General features: G+C 63.3%; 16 protein-coding genes, 1 tRNA gene and 1 pseudogene. 10 read left to right on the top strand and 8 right to left on the bottom strand.

Translation table 11 applies throughout. From position 1 onward, the window contains the following. Positions 1-3: 3 nt before the first annotated feature. The 3 genes from G5S42_RS07465 to G5S42_RS07455 form a co-directional block, all read right to left on the bottom strand. Positions 4-1,290 (bottom strand): MFS transporter, encoded by a 1,287-nt coding sequence (locus G5S42_RS07465; protein ID WP_176106189.1) that lies wholly within the window; start codon positions 1,288-1,290, stop codon positions 4-6. Between the two features lie 66 nt (positions 1,291-1,356). After that, positions 1,357-2,193, bottom strand: a complete 837-nt coding sequence (locus G5S42_RS07460) for a siderophore-interacting protein (protein WP_176106188.1) — start codon at positions 2,191-2,193, stop codon at positions 1,357-1,359. 64 nt (positions 2,194-2,257) lie between these two features. Beyond that, entirely contained in the window at positions 2,258-3,091 is an 834-nt protein-coding gene (locus G5S42_RS07455; protein WP_176106187.1) for a PadR family transcriptional regulator, read from the bottom strand. A 272-nt stretch (positions 3,092-3,363) separates the two neighbouring features. On the opposite strand from G5S42_RS07455, the gene G5S42_RS07450 reads away from it, so the two are divergent. The 4 genes from G5S42_RS07450 to G5S42_RS07435 all read left to right on the top strand — a co-directional run bounded on the left by G5S42_RS07450 (position 3,364) and on the right by G5S42_RS07435 (position 6,840). Beyond that, positions 3,364-4,305 carry a DUF5996 family protein gene (locus G5S42_RS07450; protein ID WP_176106186.1) on the top strand — a complete coding sequence of 314 codons (942 nt, stop codon included), beginning with the start codon at positions 3,364-3,366 and terminating at the stop codon, positions 4,303-4,305. Positions 4,306-4,378: 73 nt separating this feature from the next. Further along, positions 4,379-4,456: transfer RNA gene (locus G5S42_RS07445), tRNA-Gln, on the top strand. 603 nt (positions 4,457-5,059) lie between these two features. Next, positions 5,060-5,929, top strand: coding sequence for an NmrA family NAD(P)-binding protein (locus G5S42_RS07440; RefSeq protein WP_176106185.1), 870 nt, complete (start codon positions 5,060-5,062; stop codon positions 5,927-5,929). 122 nt (positions 5,930-6,051) lie between these two features. Continuing rightward, positions 6,052-6,840, top strand: coding sequence for an AraC family transcriptional regulator (locus G5S42_RS07435; protein WP_176106184.1), 789 nt, complete (start codon positions 6,052-6,054; stop codon positions 6,838-6,840). A 65-nt stretch (positions 6,841-6,905) separates the two neighbouring features. Here G5S42_RS07435 and G5S42_RS07430 read toward each other — a convergent pair whose 3' ends face one another. Continuing rightward, complete coding sequence (locus G5S42_RS07430; RefSeq protein ID WP_176106183.1) at positions 6,906-8,507, bottom strand: DHA2 family efflux MFS transporter permease subunit; 1,602 nt, start codon at positions 8,505-8,507, stop codon at positions 6,906-6,908. A gap of 226 nt (positions 8,508-8,733) precedes the next feature. On the opposite strand from G5S42_RS07430, the gene G5S42_RS07425 reads away from it, so the two are divergent. Both G5S42_RS07425 and G5S42_RS07420 read left to right on the top strand, forming a co-directional pair. After that, complete coding sequence (locus G5S42_RS07425; RefSeq protein ID WP_176106182.1) at positions 8,734-9,408, top strand: alpha/beta hydrolase; 675 nt, start codon at positions 8,734-8,736, stop codon at positions 9,406-9,408. A gap of 188 nt (positions 9,409-9,596) precedes the next feature. Continuing rightward, positions 9,597-10,649, top strand: coding sequence for a rod shape-determining protein (locus G5S42_RS07420; protein WP_176106181.1), 1,053 nt, complete (start codon positions 9,597-9,599; stop codon positions 10,647-10,649). A gap of 389 nt (positions 10,650-11,038) precedes the next feature. Here G5S42_RS07420 and G5S42_RS07415 read toward each other — a convergent pair whose 3' ends face one another. The 3 genes from G5S42_RS07415 to G5S42_RS07405 all read right to left on the bottom strand — a co-directional run bounded on the left by G5S42_RS07415 (position 11,039) and on the right by G5S42_RS07405 (position 12,566). After that, the gene (locus G5S42_RS07415; protein ID WP_176106180.1) at positions 11,039-11,488 is read right to left on the bottom strand and encodes a hypothetical protein; all 450 of its coding nucleotides are present in this window, start codon (positions 11,486-11,488) and stop codon (positions 11,039-11,041) included. Further along, positions 11,475-12,041, bottom strand: a complete 567-nt coding sequence (locus tag G5S42_RS07410; RefSeq protein ID WP_176106179.1) for a lysozyme — start codon at positions 12,039-12,041, stop codon at positions 11,475-11,477. The genes G5S42_RS07415 and G5S42_RS07410 overlap by 14 nt, the downstream gene beginning before the upstream one ends. 96 nt (positions 12,042-12,137) lie before the next feature. Beyond that, positions 12,138-12,566, bottom strand: coding sequence for a hypothetical protein (locus tag G5S42_RS07405; protein WP_176106178.1), 429 nt, complete (start codon positions 12,564-12,566; stop codon positions 12,138-12,140). Positions 12,567-12,775: 209 nt separating this feature from the next. On the opposite strand from G5S42_RS07405, the pseudogene G5S42_RS07400 reads away from it, so the two are divergent. The 3 genes and pseudogenes from G5S42_RS07400 to G5S42_RS07390 form a co-directional block, all read left to right on the top strand. Continuing rightward, a pseudogene (locus G5S42_RS07400) lies at positions 12,776-13,297 on the top strand (RNase A-like domain-containing protein); the annotation flags it as partial. A gap of 4 nt (positions 13,298-13,301) precedes the next feature. Continuing rightward, positions 13,302-13,613: a hypothetical protein gene (locus tag G5S42_RS07395; protein WP_176106177.1), complete on the top strand. Its 312-nt coding sequence runs from the start codon at positions 13,302-13,304 to the stop codon at positions 13,611-13,613. A gap of 441 nt (positions 13,614-14,054) precedes the next feature. Beyond that, positions 14,055-14,843: an alpha/beta fold hydrolase gene (locus G5S42_RS07390; RefSeq protein ID WP_176106176.1), complete on the top strand. Its 789-nt coding sequence runs from the start codon at positions 14,055-14,057 to the stop codon at positions 14,841-14,843. A 66-nt stretch (positions 14,844-14,909) separates the two neighbouring features. On the opposite strand, the gene G5S42_RS07385 is transcribed toward G5S42_RS07390, so the two are convergent. Then, positions 14,910-15,311 carry a hypothetical protein gene (locus G5S42_RS07385; RefSeq protein WP_176106175.1) on the bottom strand — a complete coding sequence of 134 codons (402 nt, stop codon included), beginning with the start codon at positions 15,309-15,311 and terminating at the stop codon, positions 14,910-14,912. 385 nt (positions 15,312-15,696) lie between these two features. Between G5S42_RS07385 and gltA the strand changes: the two genes are divergently transcribed. Further along, positions 15,697-16,995: a citrate synthase gene (gene gltA, locus G5S42_RS07380; RefSeq protein WP_176106174.1), complete on the top strand. Its 1,299-nt coding sequence runs from the start codon at positions 15,697-15,699 to the stop codon at positions 16,993-16,995. Positions 16,996-17,193: the final 198 nt, after the last annotated feature.

Here is a 17,193-nt window from a genome sequence, read left to right as displayed (position 1 = left end):
TCGTTAACCTTCTTCGGCGATGTGGGCTTCAATGCCAGCAGTGCGAGGCATCGTCGCGCCAGCGTCGCTGGCCGGCGCCGCTTCGCGCGGCGCAGCCTTCACACGCGAGACCCACAGCACCGCCGCGCACGCGACCGCCACCGCGGTCCAGCCGACGGTTCCATACCCGGCGATGCGGCCATCGGCCGACGTGCTCAGCATCAGCCCGCCGAGCCACGCGCCGGTGCCCGTGCCGAGCGCCTGCAGCGCGCTGTTCGCGCTCAGGAACGCACCGCGTCGGCTGGGCTCGGGGACCGTGGTCAGCAGCGCCTGCATCGGCACCATGCGGCCGTTCATCAAGACGAGGAAGCACGGGAAGAACAGCACGAGCGCGTAGAACGGCAGGTCCGGCAGATGCGTGACGAACAGCACCGGCAGGAACGACAGCAGCGCCGCGCAGCGGAACACGCGCTGCGAGCCGAAGCGGTCGGCGAGCCTGCCGACGAGGCGCGACGTGAAGAAGGTCGCCGCGCCGCCGCCCATATACAGCCACGACAGCTGAGGCGGCGCGACGCCGTGATTGGCGACCAGCATCGGCGAGATGAACGGAATCACCAGCATGTGCGCGATCATCATCACGAACGTCAGCGCGAACGCATTCAGATGCCGCGGGTTGCTCAGCAGTCCCCACAGCTCGGGCAGCACTGCCGCGAGCGGCGGCTGCCTGCGGCTCAGATGCGCGGCCAGCGACGGCACCTGTCGCGAGGCCGCGAACCACACCAGCAGCGACAACGCGACCAGCAGGAAGAACGGCGCCGCCCAGCCGAACTGCGCGCCTAGCATCACGCCGGCCGGCACGCCGGCGATCGCCGCGAGCGAGAACGCGGTCATGATGGTGCCGGTCGCGGCGCCGCGCCGTTGCAGCGGGATCACGTCGCCGACGATCGCCATGATCACGGAGCCTAGCACGCCGCCCGAGATGCCGGCGAATGCGCGCGCAGCGAGCAGCAGCGCGAAGCTCGACGCGAGCGCGCATGCAAGGTTCGACAGCACGAACAGCGCGTAGATGGCGAGCAGCAGACGGCGCCGATCGAAGCGGTCGATATACGTCGCCGCGAACAGGCCCGACAGCCCCGAGCACCACGAATACGCGGACACCGCCGTCGCGAACGCGGCCGGCGCGATCTGGAACGCGCTCATGATCTGCGGACCGAGCGGCATCATCACCATGAAGTCCATGATGATCGTGAACTGCGTGAGCGCGAGCACCCACAGCAGATGCCGTTCGTGTCGTGCAGTGATTGAGTACATCGGTTGATTTCCTTTTGTTGTTGTTCGAAGTACGCCGCTGATGCCGCGCGCCACGCGAGCAGGAGCTCAGTCGTCGATCGTTTCGTGGACCGCGACGGCGCCCTGTTTCCAGTAGCTGGCCGCGCGAATCCGCGCTTTGTCGACGCCGCGCTCGCCGCACAGATGCTGGCGCACCGCGCGGATCGTCGCCGCCTCGCCGGCGGCCCACACGTAGCCTTCGCCGTTCTCCGGCAGCCAGGTGTCGCGCACCGCGTGCAACAGCGCTTCGCCGCGCGCGCCAGTCTGCGTGTCGGCTTCGCTGCGATAGCACCAGACGAGATGCAGCTCGGCCTGCGTCGTGAACTCGATGCGCGCCGACGGATCGGCGACCTCGATTACCGCGGCGACGCGCGTGCCCGCCGGCAACTCTTCGAGACGTCGTGCGATCGCGGGTAGCGCGGTGTCGTCGCCGATCAGCAGATGCCAGTCGAAGCCGGTCGGAATCACCATTGAGCCGCGCGGGCCGCCGACGCCCAGATACTGGCCGACCTGCGCCTGCGCGGCCCATGTCGCTGCGGGCCCCGCGTCGTGCATCGCGAACTCGATGTCGAGCTCGCGGGCGTCGCGATCGAAACGGCGTGGCGTGAAATCGCGCGCGGTCGGCCGCTTGCCTTCGGGGAACACCGGGCCGTCGGCGCCGGCTTGCGGCAGCGTCGGTTTGTCGGCGCCCGGTTCGGAGAAGAACACCTTGATGTGGTCGTCGAACGACGCTGACACGAAGTCGTGCAGATCGTCGCCGGTGAAGGTCACGCGAATCAGGTGGGGTGTCAGCGCGCGCACCTGCTTGACTTGCAGCAGACGAAACTTCAGCGGATGCCGCACGCGATGGACGGCGAGGTCAGGGCGAGTGAGTTGTTTTTGCATGAGGGTGGTATTCCTGCTCGGTTTGGGAGGACGCGCGGGTTGTCTCGTGGACGAGTGCGCGTTGTCAGACGGTCGGCTCGCTGTCGTTGCCGGTCTTAGCTTTGTCGCCGTTGCTGCCGCCTTCGATGTCGTTGGCCGCGCGCATCAGGATCGCGGCGATGCGGCGCTGCTCGTCGGCCGGCGCGTTGTCGCGGCGCAGCAGCGCGTTCTTCAGCGTGCGGCGCGCTTCGTTCAGCTCCGGCACCCAGCCGCCTTCGCTGACGTCTGCCGGCTCTTCGCCGGCCAACGCGCGGCGCACCGAATCCATCTTGCGGGCGATATGCGAGAGCCGCGCGAACATCAGTTCGACGCGCTCGCGGTTCGCGGCCAGATATTCGCGGCCCGCATCCGCCAGCTCATAGCGCTTGCGGTTGCCTTCGAGCTGCACGGTGACGTAGCCGAGCTCTTCGAGATAGGTCAGTGCCGGGTAGACCATGCCGGGGCTCGGGCTATAGAAACCGTTCGAGCGCGTCTCGAGCGCCTTGATCAATTCGTAGCCGTGACTCGGCTGCGTGTCTATCAGCGATAGCAGCAGCAGTTGCAGATCGTCGGAGCTGAATTTGCGGCCACGCGGGAAGCCATCGCCGTCGCCGCCGAAACCACCATATCCGCCCATGCCGCCGGGGCCGCCATGACCGCCGAAGCGCGAGCCACGGCCGCCGAAGCGCTGCGCGTGATGACGGCCGAAGCCGTGAAGCAAAACGTGGAACAGAAAGCGGTGACGAGGGTCGGGCGAAGTGGCGGTGTCAGCCGCGTCGCGGCCTGCTGAGCCGCCCGCATGCAGCGACGGATGGCCGAAGCCCGCGTGACAACGGTCCTGCGCGCCGCGCGGGCCGGAAAAACGATGAGGATGACGCATCTGGGAATCTCCCATGAATGTCGTAAGATGCATCGTAAGATATATATCTTACGATAGTCTGTCAAACTATTTTTTATCCGTGCGCTCACAGAACGCGCTCGGCCGAACCGAGTAGTGCGGGAGCAGGCCTGCGCAACCGGTAACCATCGGATTGCGCGATAGGTGACAAGACTTTGCGTCTGGCGTAAGGTCATTCAGCGACCAGCGCACCTTGAAGGACTGGGGCGCGCGTCATTTGGCGATGACACAGACGAATATGTGATGGAGCCTCTATGAGCGCGACCTGGACTGATATTCCGTACGACGCCTGGCGCGGCACATGCACCGCGTTGCACCTCTACACGCAAATCGCCGGCAAATACAAGCTCGCCCGAACTCCATGGCTGAACCATTCGTGGCACGCTACGTTGTACGTTAGCGCGCGTGGCCTGACGACGTCGCTTATCCCCGATGCGAGCGGCGTGGAGATCGAGTTCGACTTTCTCGAGCATCGCGTGGTCGGCAGCGCTGCCGATGGACGCAAGGCGCACTTCGCGCTCGGACCGATGTCGGTTGCACAATTCCACGCCAACTTTTTGGATCTGGTTGCGCAACTCGGTGGCAAACCCGTGTTTCACGGCCGACCCAACGAGATCCCGAACGCCGTGGCGTTCCAGGACGACCATGCAGCGCGCCCTTACGACGCGGATGCCGTGACCCGTTTCTTTCAAGCGCTCGTCACGGTCTGCTGTGTGCTGGAGCGGTTTCGTACCGGCTATATCGGCAAGGTTAGCCCGGTCCATCTTTTCTGGGGTAGCTTCGATCTCGCCGTGACGCGTTTTTCTGGACGCCGCGCGCCTCTCCACCCCGGCGGCGTTCCGGCGCTACCCGATGAAGTGACGCGCGAAGCCTACAGCCACGAAGTATCGTCGGCCGGATTCTGGCCGGGGGGACCGGCGACACCTTTCCCGGCGTTTTACTCTTACGCTTACCCGTCGCCTGACGGCTTTGCCAAGGCAACACCCCTGCCGGCCGGCGCCTATTTCGACGACAAGCTCGGCGAATTCATCCTTCCGTACGAACGGGTCCGCACGTCGAACGACCCCGAGCGAGCGCTGCTGGCTTTTCTCGAGAGCACCTATCAAGCCGCCGCGGATCTCGGCGGCTGGGACCGGGCGGCGCTCGAATGCCGTGGAGGTGAGCCGCTCAGGCCGCGACCGGTGGATCACCATTGAGCGAACCCATCTCACCAGATCTGCGAGACCCTTTGCTCTTTGCGAATCCTTTGGTAGGATCTCGCCCCTACGTAGGGGAGTCGCCAAGCTGGCCTAAGGCACCGGATTTTGATTCCGGCATTCGAAGGTTCGAATCCTTCTTCCCCTGCCATCACTCTCCCTCGAGCCCTGGATCTATCCAGGCGTCAGTCTTTCTAGCTGACATCGCGCACTTCGCTCTCTGAGCGACGACACCACCCTACATGCAATCGAGCCCTTCACACTCGATGCGTCCCATTTTCAGACATCCCGCCAACGTCGATCTTCTGTGAGCGTCCGATTTTGCGACACTTCGCAGCTGCACATGACACCTCGCTTTCCCCGCGCCTCGGTGCGGCTCACTATTCCGGCTGTAGCACAATGCTCGGCCTCGCATTCGAAGGTCGCCGCCATGCCGGGCGACACAGGCACGCCACCTATCCCACTTTCCAGTGAAGGTCGGCCAACTTGTCCGTCGTTTCACCGCGGACGCTACGCGGCGCTGGTGCAGGATGGAATGTAGTCATCGGATGAAGGACCGGCGCAAACACGTCTCAGGTGTTGTGTCCGGCCTGGTTCCCTGATCTGGTGTTTCTGTATAGAAAAGCGACGCTCCGAACGGTTGGCTTGATGACACGGAGTCACTAAACAAATGACATCCATGCTCTCGCGAAATCGCCGCGCCACACCGAGAATTCTTCCCATCACGGCATCCGCCGTCATCGAGGAGAAGAGCATGTTTGCAATTACCGGTGTGACAGGACAGGTGGGCGGCGCGGCGGCACGCGCGTTACTCGACGCGGGGCACGCGGTGCGTGCCGTGCTGCGCGACGAAAGCAAAGCGGCACCGTGGCGCGAGCGTGGCGCCGAAATCGCGATCGCGTCGTTCGACGACGCCGACGCGCTCACCGCCGCGTTTCGCGGCACGGCCGGCGTGTTCGTCATGATCGCGCCGAACTTCGCGCCGCTGCCCGGTTATCCGAACGCGCATGCGGCGGCCACGGTGCTGAAGGAGGCGCTGTCGAAGGCGCGGCCGGGGAGGGTGGCGGCGTTGTCGTCGGTGGGCGGGCAGCGCGAAACGGGGCTCGGCCTGATCACGCAGGTGCATATTCTCGAGCAGGCGCTCGCTGATCTGTCGATCCCAACCGCGATCCTGCGGCCGGCCTGGTTCATGGAGAACTCGCTGTGGGACATCGACCCGGCGCGCACATCCGGCGTGATGCCGAGCTTTCTGCAGCCACTCGAACGTGCGTTTCCAATGGTCGCGACCGCGGATATCGGCCACGTCGTTGCGCAGACGCTCACGCAGTCGTGGCAGGGGCGGCGCGTGATCGAGATCGAGGGGCCGCGGCGCTATACGCAGCGCGACATCGCCGAGATGCTCGGCGACCTGCTCGAACGCCCGGTCGAAGCGCGCACGGTGCCGCGCGAGCAGTGGCAAGCGCAGTTTCAGGCCCAAGGCACCGAGTGGCCCGCGCCGCGGATCGAGATGCTCGACGGCTTCAACTCGGGGTGGATCGGTTTCGAGGATGGCGTGAACGAGCGGGTGGTCGGGACGACCTCTTATCGGACGGTGCTGGAGCAGTTGGTGAGGCGGGAAGGATAAGCCGGGTCTCGTGCGGGGCCGCGCTCGAGGCTGCCGGACCGTATGAAGCCGCCCCGCAACCGGGCCCCGCGCGCGTGCTAATCTTGCTCCCTTCGCGGACGTCCCGCGTCAGAGCAGACACCATGACGGAAGCCTTCGATCCGGACGGCATCGAGCAAGCGGTCTTCGTGGTCGGCGAGCGCCATGCGACGCTGGACGAGCCGTGGCGCGCGTATCGGCGCGCGCATCTGATTCACGTCAGCGAAGGCGTGCTGACGGTGCGCACGAAGTCCGGCCGCTGGGTCGTGCCGCCCGCCCGCGCGCTGTGGATCGCCGCGAATACGTTGCACTGCCTGCACGCGAGGCGGCCCGTGCAGTTGTATTCGCTCTACGTCGCGACCGATTCCGCGATGGACGACCCCGCCGACCCTGCCGCCGACCCCGCGCCGCTACCCACGCAAACCGGCGCGCTCATCCCCGACACGCTGGTGCAGGCGCTGCTCGCCGCCGCGGCCGATCTGCCGCACGATCACTTTCCCGACGAACCCGCCCGCCGTCTGCTGCAGGTGCTGCTGGATCGCGTCGCCGGCTTGCCCGCCGCGCCGCTCGGCCTGAACTGGCCGGGCGATCCGCGCGCGCAGCGCATCGCCGAGGCGCTTAGCGCGAATCCCGCGCAATCGCTGGTGCTCGAGGAACTCGCCGCGGCTGCCGGCGTGACCGCGCGCACGGCCGCGCGTCTGTTCGCGAAGGAAACGGGGCAGACCTTCGGTCAATGGCGCCAGCAGTTGCGTCTGCTAGCCGCGCTCGAACATCTCGGCGCCGGTGAGAGCGTCACGCAGGTGGCGCTCGAAGTCGGCTATAACGACGTGTCGTCGTTTATCGCGGTGTTTCGCGATGCGTTCGGCGACACGCCGGCCCGCTATTTCCGCTGACGCAACCTCGCGGCCACTGCGCAGCCACCGCGCGAGCGTCGCCGTCGCGCGAAACCGAAGCTGCGTCAATGCGCGCCGGCCGCATCCGGGCCGCCGCCGCCTTTGGCAGGCCGCGTGATCCAGATCAGCGGAATGATCAGCACGAAGATGATCGCCGACACAAAGAAAATGTCGTTCAGGCCCATCATCGCGGCCTGGGTGTTCACGGTGAAATCGAACAGCGCATCCGCCGATTGCGGACTCAGATGCAGCACCGACTCCGTGTTGTCGATCTGCTGCGCGAACAACGGGTTGTCGACCGACGCCTGTTCGGTGAGCCGCACGTGATGCAGGATCGTGCGGTTGTTCCATGCGGTACCCGCGATCGACGTGCCCACCGCGCCGCAGAACACGCGCACGAAATTCGACAGACCCGCCGCCGCCGGAATCCGGCTCTGCGGCTGGCCAGACAGGATGATCGCCGTCAGCGGCACGAAGAACAGCGCCATCGGAATGCCTTGCAGCAGCGTCGGCAGCACGAGGTGCCACGTGTCGACCTCGATCACGTACTTCGAGCGCATGTAGAACACGATCGCGAAGCCGACGAACGCGACCGTCGAGATCACGCGTGCGTCCGAATGCGGCAGCACGCGGCCGAGTATCGGCGCGAGAATGATCGCGAAGATGCCGAGCGGTGCGGTGACGAGACCAGCGTCGATCGATCGGTAGTTCAGATACTCCTGCATCCATTGCGGCAGCAGCACCAGATTGCCGAAAAACACCCCGTATGCAACCGAAATCGCGATCGTGCCGCCGAGGAAATTGCGCTGCTGAAAGAGCCGCAGATCGACGATCGGGTGCTCCTCGGTCAGCTCCCAGACGAGGAAAAACGCAAAGCTGATCAGCGCGACGAGGCCGAGAATCGAGATCACCGGCGACGAGAACCAGTCGAGATCCTTACCCTTGTCGAGCATGATCTGCAGCGACGCGACCCACGTGATCAGCAGGCCGAGACCGACCACGTCGATCGGCGGTCTGCGGGTCGGCGATTCGCGATTGCGGTAGATCATCCACGTGACGCCGGCCGCGAACAGGCCGACCGGGATGTTGATGTAGAAGATCCACGACCAGCTATAACTATCGGTGATCCAACCGCCGAGCGCCGGACCCGCGATCGGACCGACGGTGGCGGTCATCGCCCACAGCGCGAGCGCGGTCGACGATTTCTCTTTCGGATACGAGCCGAGCAGGATCGCCTGCGACAACGGAATCAGCGGGCCGGCCACGGCGCCCTGGAATACCCGCGCGAGCAGCAGGATCGGCAGCGTCGGCGCGACGCCGCACAGCCAGGACGCAAGCGTGAACGACAGGATCGCGCCGACGAACAGCTTGACCTGGCCGATGCGCTGCGTGAGCCAGCCGGTCAGCGGAATCGCCACTGCGTTGGAGGCCGCGAACACGGTGATCACCCATGTGCCTTCGTCGACCGAGACGCCGAGGTTGCCTGAAATGGTCGGAATCGCGACGTTGGCGATCGACGTATCCAGCACGTTCATGAAGGTGGCGAGCGCCACCGCGATCGTCGCGAGAACCAGCCGGCCGCCTTCGAGAGGCGCGGGCGGCGGCGGTGGCGCGGGGGGCTGAGGCGGCGGCGACGCGGAATCAGACGCGGCGTTGGGCTGGCTCAAACGGTGTTCTCCGGATTGTTTTGCCTCGGACCGCGCGTCACGGCGGCGGCTCCGTCGATGCGCAAAAGCATACCCGCATTCGCCCGCCGGCGTCGGCCACAGCAGCTGCCACAGCAGCGGCCGATGCGGGTCCCGGCGACGCGAACGCTGCACGCGGCGTATGCTCCCGGCTAAGGCTGAGCCACCAAGGCCAGAACCACTAAACCACGGAAAAAAGGACGCCACCATGAGTTGGCAGCAATTCGAACACGGCTGGCGGCGCGCGCCGCACACGGCACCGCGGAACGCGCCCGCGACGAGCCTCGTCGTGCTGATGCACGGCGTCGGCAGCAACGCGCGCGATCTGATGCCGCTCGCCGATATCTGGAGCGAGGAGCTGCCCGGCACGGCGTTCGTGTCGCTCGACGGCACCGACCCGTTCGACGGCGGCTTCGGCGGCCGCCAGTGGTTCAGCCTGCGCGACGTCGACGGGGCGAACCGCGAGGCGCGGGTCGTCGCCGCCTACCCGGCGCTGCGCCGGGTGCTCGATGCCGAGCTCGCGCATTGGCAGTTGTCTTTCGATCGGCTTGCGCTGGTCGGTTTTTCGCAAGGTTCGATCATGGCGCTGCATCACGTCGCGTCGAGCGCGGAGGGCGCGGCGGGCGTCGTCGCGTATTCGGGGCGGCTCGCCTCGCCGATCGTGTCGTCGAACCGCGCGACGCCGCTCACGCTGGTCCACGGCGAGGACGACGAGGTGATCCCGGTGCGCGAACTCGAATTCGCGGCCGACGCTTTCAGCGCCGCCGGCTATCCGGTCGACGCCTACATGCTGCCCGGCGTCGGCCACACGATCACCGCCGACGGTGTCGCGCTCGGCCGTGACGCGCTGGAACGCGCGCTGGGCAAGCTGTCGCGCGATTGACACAACTCCGATAGAAAGCGGGCCTAAAGATTCTGATGAGCTTGCCGTCATACGGGCAATAGCTTGAAAATCACCCCCGCCGCGCGGGAAGCGCAACGCCCAGCGGGCGTGTCGCGCGGCTTCGGGGACCCGGGGGCGCATTTCCAGACCGCCCAAGAAGGCGGATAACGACACATCAGAGCCTGCATATGGCCAGACCGACGCCGCATTACCCGCTCTTTGAGCGACTGTTCCGCTACTCCGTGGCGGTGGATCTCGGCACGGCCAACACCCTTATCTATACCGACGACGGCGGCGTCGTGCTGAACCAGCCGTCCGTCGTGTGTTTCGAGACGCAGCCCTCGAGCGGGGCGAAACGGATCGCCGCGATCGGCGCCGAGGCGCACCAACTGCTCGGCCGCGCGCCGCGCAATCTCGAAACGGTGCGGCCGATGCGCCACGGCGTCATCGCCAACTTCACGGCCGCCGAACACATGATCAAGCAATTCGTCGACATGGCGCGGCCGCGCTCGCTGTTCAGCCGGCGCGCGGCATTCACGCTGTGCGTGCCGGCCGCGGCGACCCATGTCGAGCGCCGCGCGATCCGCGAAGCGGCCGAGGCGGCCGGCGCGTGGAAGGTCAGCCTGATCGGCGAATCGCTGGCGGCCGCGCTCGGCGCGGGCCTGCCGGTGCGCGATGCGACCGGCTCGATGGTGGTCGACATCGGCGGCGGCACCACCGAGGTCGGCGTGATCGCGCTGGGCGGCACCGCGTATAGCGGCTCGGTGCGGGTCGGCGGCGACAATTTCGATGCGGCGATCATCAGCTACGTGCGCAATCTGTACGGTGTGCTGCTCGGCGAGCAGACCGCCGAGCACGTGAAGAGAGCCATCGCCTCGGCCGTGCACGACGTGCCGCTCGAGCAGATCAACGCAACCGGCCGCAGCGTCGACGACGGGCTACCGCGCACGGTGCGGCTTAGCAACCGCGATATTTCGGAGGCGATCGAAGCGCCGCTGAGTCAGGTGATCGGCGCGGTGAAGCGCGGGCTCGAATCGGCCCCCGCCGAACTCATCACGGACATCGCGTACAAGGGCATCGTGCTGACCGGTGGCGGTGCGCTGCTCCGCAATCTGGGGCGGCGTTTGAGTGACGAAACCGGCCTCGACGTGCACGTCGCCGACGAACCGCTGACCTGCGCGGTGCGCGGCGCTGGGGCGGCGGCAGCGGCGGGGTGGGTGGATGAGGCTGGGGGCGAGTGAGTGGTGGGCGGGGGCTTGGTTGTCTGCCGAATTGCATTCCACCCCATTGCATCGCAGGTGCACTAGCGCGACAGTCCCGCGCTTGTGCGAAAGCGCGGCCACGTGATATTGACCCAGACGACAACACTCGCGCGGCCCGATGATGCAAGCATCGGCGCATGCGTATCTGCGAAGTTCACGAAGCAAACGTGCGAGAGTGTGCTCATTGAGCTTGCTCATTGGACCGTTTGGGGGCGGGGCCGCGGCAGTTGCACGCCCATGCGTAACCCAGCGCTCCGGCCATGGCGTAGCCGCGAAGGCCGCATCGTACCGGTTCGTTGCATGACACGACGCGCGATCTACAGCGCCGAAGCGCCCAAGGTAAAAGCCCCGCCGAAGCGGGGCATCTGCTATTTATGTTGCCCCAAGGCTTCCTTGAGCGCTGCACATTTCGGCTTGTCTGAAGTCTCGATATCATCAGGACAGGCGAGCCAACTATAAAACTCTAGTTCTTGTGCTGATATCTTTAAACGGCATTCTGCAATTTGAAAGTCCGTATCCGGCGAATAGTCGTCTCCCCAATCATTGAATGCTCTTCCTAAAACATCGCAATCTGATTTGAGGCGACTTTGCCAAATATTGAAATTACGATCTAGCGCGACTTGCTTTTCGCCTTTTGTCAATGGCCTGATTGCCTGGTACAAACGCATCGCTCCAGATAACGCCCGATCCGTATCAATGCTGGTGCAAGCCAGAAAGTCGTCGCGCGTCTTTGCCTTGGCGTCGCAGGCAGCGTCAGCAAATGCGGAAATCGAAACGCAACCAATGAGAGTTGCGGCTAAGACGTTAGTGACTCGCATCGTAGATTCCGTCTCTGAACATTTTTGCCTCAGCGTGTCGGCGTTTCAGTAAGCCGCCTGGGTGAGCCCCGCTCGCACTGGTATATTCCAAAAATTTTGCGGGCACTCTGTCATAGTGACCAGTGTTTACCAGTTTCAGCAGACTTTCCTTGGTATGCCCCCGAACGTTATAGACAAAATCGACGAGCGAGTCATATTCGTATTGATAAAGCGGAAGTAGAATCCTTTGATTTATTATGCGCTCTGCAACCTTGATATCCTCACGAATTAGCGCGAAGGCTTGAGGCACCGTGACACCCGCTAACCACGGAGTCTCCGATGCGGAGCCATTGATCGGCCCCATATGTACCAAATGGCCGTATCCGATCGTGGTATTTCCGCCCCGGCCGCCGCCATCATTGTCGTAAAGGTGTGCACGAAATGCTTCCCACTGCGCGGTGAACTGAATCAGATTTTCGGTGACGGTCCACGGCTTGCCATGCCTGTCGCAACGCAGGTCAACGCACGAATGCGGGTTTGTGTCTGTTAGTGCGCTTCCAATTGCATCAGGCATTACGCCCCCCGTGATCAATGAAATCTGAACCGATCGGGTCCCGTCTGTACTGTAGCGCCCGGTGCGTTCCCGTGAATCTGCGATAGATGGCCGACATTAAGCCTCCCTGTGTCCAAGGTACACCGCTAGTTGCTGCCCGTCGCGTGTTCTGTGGCGGGCTGTACGTCCTGCGTGATCGGTAACGCCATGTTTCAGTTCGCCCGACGGGAAACGGACCGTATAGGGCGTCTGTGGAAGCGAACGGCCATCGCTGTCGCGCAGCGTGAACTGCTGGTCGAAATGCTTCTGTGAGCGTCCGCGACAGTTGCACGCCCATGCGTAACCCAGCGCTTCGGCCATGGCGTAGCCGGATTTCATCTTACGGACCCTGTCAAACGGAAAGAACTCGCCGGTTTCGGCGTTCAGGGCCTGTGCGTGCGGCATCGGCGGGAAGTTCGAGTAGATCGAATAGGTGATACGGCAAAGGTCGCATTCTTCCTCGACTGTCCAATCCGTTCCACTGCTTTGCTGTTTCAGTAGCTCCATTGCACTCCTCAAGAGTTTTCAGGTAATGCCTCGCGAATTAACCATCGAAGCGGACCCACGGTCAATCACATTAATTCGGGATAAGCCCGTTTTGACAACTATTTACGATTTCGTTGATCGCAACGAGACATTACAATCATCCATCGCCCATTCCGTGCCGCTGTGGTCGCCTGCTAGCTTGGCAGTCCCAATAGCTACTGGAGTTCGGAATGTCGTATCAACAGGATTCGGATGGCGTGCGCGTTGTGCTCAGTGCGCCGCAACTGGCGGCGGTGCTCTCCCGCCAGTCGATCAGCCCCACGGAGATGCTTTCCAACCGTCTATGGGGCGGTTTGCAGGTTGTCGGCGGAGTGCTTGAAATGATCGGAGCGGCAGGGCTTTGTGTGCTGCCGGAACCGACGATGACGAGCAAGGCCGGATGTGTTGTGTTCGGCGTACATGGCTCAGATACCGCGTCGGCGGGTTTGCGCCAAATCTGGACGGGCCAAGACACGGCCACATTGATCCAACAGGGCACAACGAAGCTGGCTGCGGCGATGAAAGCCAGTCCTGATATAGCGAACAATATCGGCTTGTCGGTTGATATCGTCGTGCCGTTCAGCTTTGCCGGTTCGATTAGAGCGGTACGCGCGGCCAGCGTTACGATGGGCCGGATCAATCTGATTGAGCATGAGGCCCAAGCTGGCAGCCGGGTTGGTGGGCATACAATCGCAAAGCATGTAGGACGAACAATCAATGGAACTAATTGTAAGTCACCATATCGATTGCGGTGATCGCGATGAAAATGGAATGTATGAATATTATTACGAGTACGGTATTTATGAATTTGGCAATGGGAATGTTAGTTATATGGCCAGAGCCTATGTGGACGAACCAGGCGACGCACATTTCCTAAAGATGAAAGGAGACGGCGATCACGATTGGCGAACAATCACGGAGCGGGACAAAGATGATTCCCTGTTTAAAGAGGCCGTCACGTATCTAAGAAGTATCGGGAAATCCAATATACGGTGTTTTATGGGGCGCGCTGGTTATGTGGATCTTTAGGAAACGGCCGACTGATGAAGCGCGCTCCAGGTGAGTGGTCCTCCTTTGTCGCCACGCGTGGATGGATTGATGCCGTCCGGCGCTTGCTCGCGCGGCGATGCTAGCGGAAGAGCTGAACACAGCGGCCTCGTCCAGAGCAAGCGATGTAGCGCATTCGTTTTTCCGCATGGTGCGTCTTTCTTCCGAGGGCGCTCTATCAGCGCTTGGAAGGGGGCACCTTGCAGACGCCTGCCCGCCGTGTCGCCGACGCTTATGTGACAATACGCATCGCGTCCCATTTTCGGAGCCGCCGATACGCTCGTTTCCCAATGCCCGTTGGCCGCCCAGCACGCATCCGCGCCCCGAAGCCGCGCCGCCTTTACACCACCCGTGAATCAATCCGTCTTCACTTCGTCTCTGTCGTCCTCACCATCCTTCATCGACCTACGTAGCGGCTTGCGCATGCCTTACATCGAGGTCGGCGCCGGCGAACCGCTGCTGTTCGTGCACGGCTCGTTGTGCGACTACCGCTACTGGCAGCCGCAACTGGCCGGTCTGTCGAAGCGCTATCGCTGCATCGCGGTCAGTCTCACGCATTACTGGCCAGTCACCGATAGCGCGTCGGACCTGCCGTTCAGCTGGAGCAGCCACGCCGATGAAGTGGCGGAGTTCATCGCTGGTTTCGGCGCAGGGCCCGCGCATGTGGTCGGGCATTCGCGCGGCGGTTGCGTCGCCTATCATTGCGCGCGACGCCATCCCGAACACGTGCGTACGCTGACGCTCGCCGATCCGGGCGGACCGCTGCAGATCGCCGGACGTCCGCCCGCGAGCCTGCCGGAGCCGGTCAACGCATTGCGCGCGAAAGCGGCTCAACTGATAGAAAGCGGCGAGGTCGAAGCAGGCTTGCAACTGTTCGTCGATTCGGTGAGCCGCCCCGGCTTCTGGGCAATGAGCACGCCGGGTTTTCGCCGCATGGCGACCGACAACGCGCACACGCTCGCGCGGCAATTCCGCGATCCGCTACCCGCCTACGTGCCCGAGGACGCGGCCGACCTGCGCTGCCCGGTGCTGCTGATCGACGGCGAGAAAAGTCCCGACATGTTCCACCGCACGGTGACCGCGCTGCAGGGATGGTTGCCCGATGCACGCCGCGAAACGGTACGCGGTGCGTCGCACGGCATGAACCTCGCGCATCCGTCCGCGTTCAATCGTTACGTGGATGAATTCATTCAGGCGGTGAGCGCGCGCTGAGGAAGTGAAGCGAGGATCAACGGCGATCGGCCGGCGCGCGTCGCCGCCGATCGCCCGTTGACTGCATCAAGCCTTGCGATGCGCGTCCTTGTCGAGCGCGCGTTCGGCCGCTTCGCCGACGAGCCCGTGATAGTACAGATGCACGCCGATCGCGAGCGAATCGTTGCGGATTTCGTGGAACACCTTCCATGCCTTCACCGGGTCAGTGAACAGCAGATAGTGCGCTTCCCGCGCGATCAGATCCGCGACTTCATGCAGGCCGTGTCCATGCAGCACGTCGACGAGCGCGTCGAGACTGCGATGCGTGCGCGCGTCGGTGCGCGGATAGAGCATGTGCAGCACCGCGACGTTCTGCGTCTTCAGCGCCGCCGACAACGCCACGACGATGTCCTGATGATTCAGCGCGGTGACCGTGTGGCCTTCGGTATGGACGTGATCCGGAAACAGCGTTTCGAGAGAGGCATTCATTTGTATTCGTCCTGCTTTTCTGTGTGATCAAAAAAGCCCGCTTCGAATCGCGGGCGGCAAGCATCAATGCACGAATTGAGTATCGCAGACAGATCCAGATCGACGCAGTCTGCTGGCAACAAAACATTGTTGCAGCTGGTGTTCCGACTTTCGAACAACTTTCGTCGGCAGCGCGATGCCAGCGCCCCATGCCAACAACCAATGTTGCGCACGCGGAGATGGTCTGTTGCGAGCAATCGACGCAATCAACGACACGCCGGCCCGTAGAATGCGCAGCGGAACCTCAGCATGCCTGTACTGGTTCGAGAGCGCCGAGGTCGCGCCTCGCCGTACGACCGCGATGCATGCCGGAACGACTGCGGTATCAAGCAAAAGGAACACGTAGATGAACTCGAAGTCACACGCCACGCTGAGCTTTTCCGACAGCGACCAGACCATCGATCTGCCGATCTATCAGGGCTCGCTCGGCCCCGACGTCATCGACATCCGCAAGCTGTACGGCCAGACCGGCAAATTCACGTACGACCCGGGCTTCATGTCGACGGCGGCGTGCAACTCCGAAATCACGTATATCGACGGCGACAAGGGCGAGCTGCTGTACCGCGGCTATTCGATCGACAACCTCGCGCAGAACGCCGACTTCCTCGAAACCTGCTACCTGCTGCTGAAGGGCGAATTGCCGAACGCGCAGCAGAAAGCCGAATTCGAGAACACCGTCAAGCAGCACACGATGGTGCACGAGCAGATGCAGTTCTTCTTCCGCGGCTTCCGCCGCGACGCGCATCCGATGGCGATTCTGGTTGCCGCGGTCGGCGCGCTGTCGGCGTTCTACCACGACTCGCTCGACATCACGAGCCAGCAGCATCGCGACCTATCGGCGATCCGCATGATCGCGAAGCTGCCCACGCTGGTCGCGATGGCTTACAAGTACAGCATCGATCAGCCGTTCGTGTATCCGAAGAACGACCTGTCGTACAGCGCGAACTTCATGCGCATGATGTTCGCGAATCCGGCCGAGGAGTACGTGGTCAACGACGTGCTGGTGCGCGCGCTCGACCGTATCCTGATCCTGCACGCGGACCACGAGCAGAACGCGTCGACGTCGACCGTGCGTCTCGCCGGTTCGTCGGGCGCGAATCCGTTCGCGTGTATCGCGGCGGGTATCGCATGCCTGTGGGGCCCGGCGCACGGCGGCGCGAACGAAGCCGCGCTGAACATGCTGGAAGAAATCGGCTCCGTCGACAACATTCCCGAGTTCATCAAGCAGGTGAAGGACAAGAACTCGGGCGTGAAGCTGATGGGCTTCGGCCACCGCGTGTACAAGAACTACGACCCGCGCGCGAAGCTGATGCGCGAAACCTGCCACGAAGTGCTCGAGGAGCTGGGCCTGCACGACGACCCGCTGTTCAAGCTCGCAATGGAACTCGAAAAGATCGCGCTCGAAGACGAATACTTCGTGTCGCGCAAGCTGTACCCGAACGTCGACTTCTACTCGGGTATCGTGCAGCGCGCGCTTGGCATTCCGACGTCGATGTTCACGTGTATCTTCGCGATGGCGCGTACGGTCGGCTGGATCGCGCAGTGGAACGAAATGATCGCCGATCCCGAGCAGAAGATTGGCCGTCCGCGTCAGCTGTTCGTCGGCGAGACGCTGCGCGAGGCGAAACCCGTCGCAAAGCGGTAACAGGCCGGATAGACGTCCAACAACGCGTTTAACGACGGTCCCGAACCCACGGCTCAAGAGGCCGTGGGTTTTTTTGCATTCCGCGCATCCCGCCGCCTGCACGTCCTGTGCCACCGAAAACGGCGTCAAAAAAATGGCGCAATAAGCCGAAACTCCTACGCGATAACTTCGTCTGACGCCCTCAGAGCCTCTACAATC

The sequence above is a fragment of the Paraburkholderia youngii genome (assembly GCF_013366925.1).
Taxonomy (GTDB): domain Bacteria; phylum Pseudomonadota; class Gammaproteobacteria; order Burkholderiales; family Burkholderiaceae; genus Paraburkholderia; species Paraburkholderia youngii.
The sequence above is the reverse complement of the archived record's forward strand: the minus strand, read 5'-3'. Positions and strand labels throughout refer to the sequence as shown.

Coding starts and splice junctions, on each gene's coding strand:
- G5S42_RS07465 (WP_176106189.1), bottom strand. CDS start 1,290: ATGTACTCAATCACTGCACGACACGAACGGCATCTGCTGTGGGTGCTC.
- G5S42_RS07460 (WP_176106188.1), bottom strand. CDS start 2,193: ATGCAAAAACAACTCACTCGCCCTGACCTCGCCGTCCATCGCGTGCGG.
- G5S42_RS07455 (WP_176106187.1), bottom strand. CDS start 3,091: ATGCGTCATCCTCATCGTTTTTCCGGCCCGCGCGGCGCGCAGGACCGT.
- G5S42_RS07450 (WP_176106186.1), top strand. CDS start 3,364: ATGAGCGCGACCTGGACTGATATTCCGTACGACGCCTGGCGCGGCACA.
- G5S42_RS07440 (WP_176106185.1), top strand. CDS start 5,060: ATGTTTGCAATTACCGGTGTGACAGGACAGGTGGGCGGCGCGGCGGCA.
- G5S42_RS07435 (WP_176106184.1), top strand. CDS start 6,052: ATGACGGAAGCCTTCGATCCGGACGGCATCGAGCAAGCGGTCTTCGTG.
- G5S42_RS07425 (WP_176106182.1), top strand. CDS start 8,734: ATGAGTTGGCAGCAATTCGAACACGGCTGGCGGCGCGCGCCGCACACG.
- G5S42_RS07420 (WP_176106181.1), top strand. CDS start 9,597: ATGGCCAGACCGACGCCGCATTACCCGCTCTTTGAGCGACTGTTCCGC.
- G5S42_RS07415 (WP_176106180.1), bottom strand. CDS start 11,488: ATGCGAGTCACTAACGTCTTAGCCGCAACTCTCATTGGTTGCGTTTCG.
- G5S42_RS07410 (WP_176106179.1), bottom strand. CDS start 12,041: ATGCCTGATGCAATTGGAAGCGCACTAACAGACACAAACCCGCATTCG.
- G5S42_RS07405 (WP_176106178.1), bottom strand. CDS start 12,566: ATGGAGCTACTGAAACAGCAAAGCAGTGGAACGGATTGGACAGTCGAG.
- G5S42_RS07395 (WP_176106177.1), top strand. CDS start 13,302: ATGGAACTAATTGTAAGTCACCATATCGATTGCGGTGATCGCGATGAA.
- G5S42_RS07390 (WP_176106176.1), top strand. CDS start 14,055: ATGCCTTACATCGAGGTCGGCGCCGGCGAACCGCTGCTGTTCGTGCAC.
- G5S42_RS07385 (WP_176106175.1), bottom strand. CDS start 15,311: ATGAATGCCTCTCTCGAAACGCTGTTTCCGGATCACGTCCATACCGAA.
- gltA (WP_176106174.1), top strand. CDS start 15,697: ATGAACTCGAAGTCACACGCCACGCTGAGCTTTTCCGACAGCGACCAG.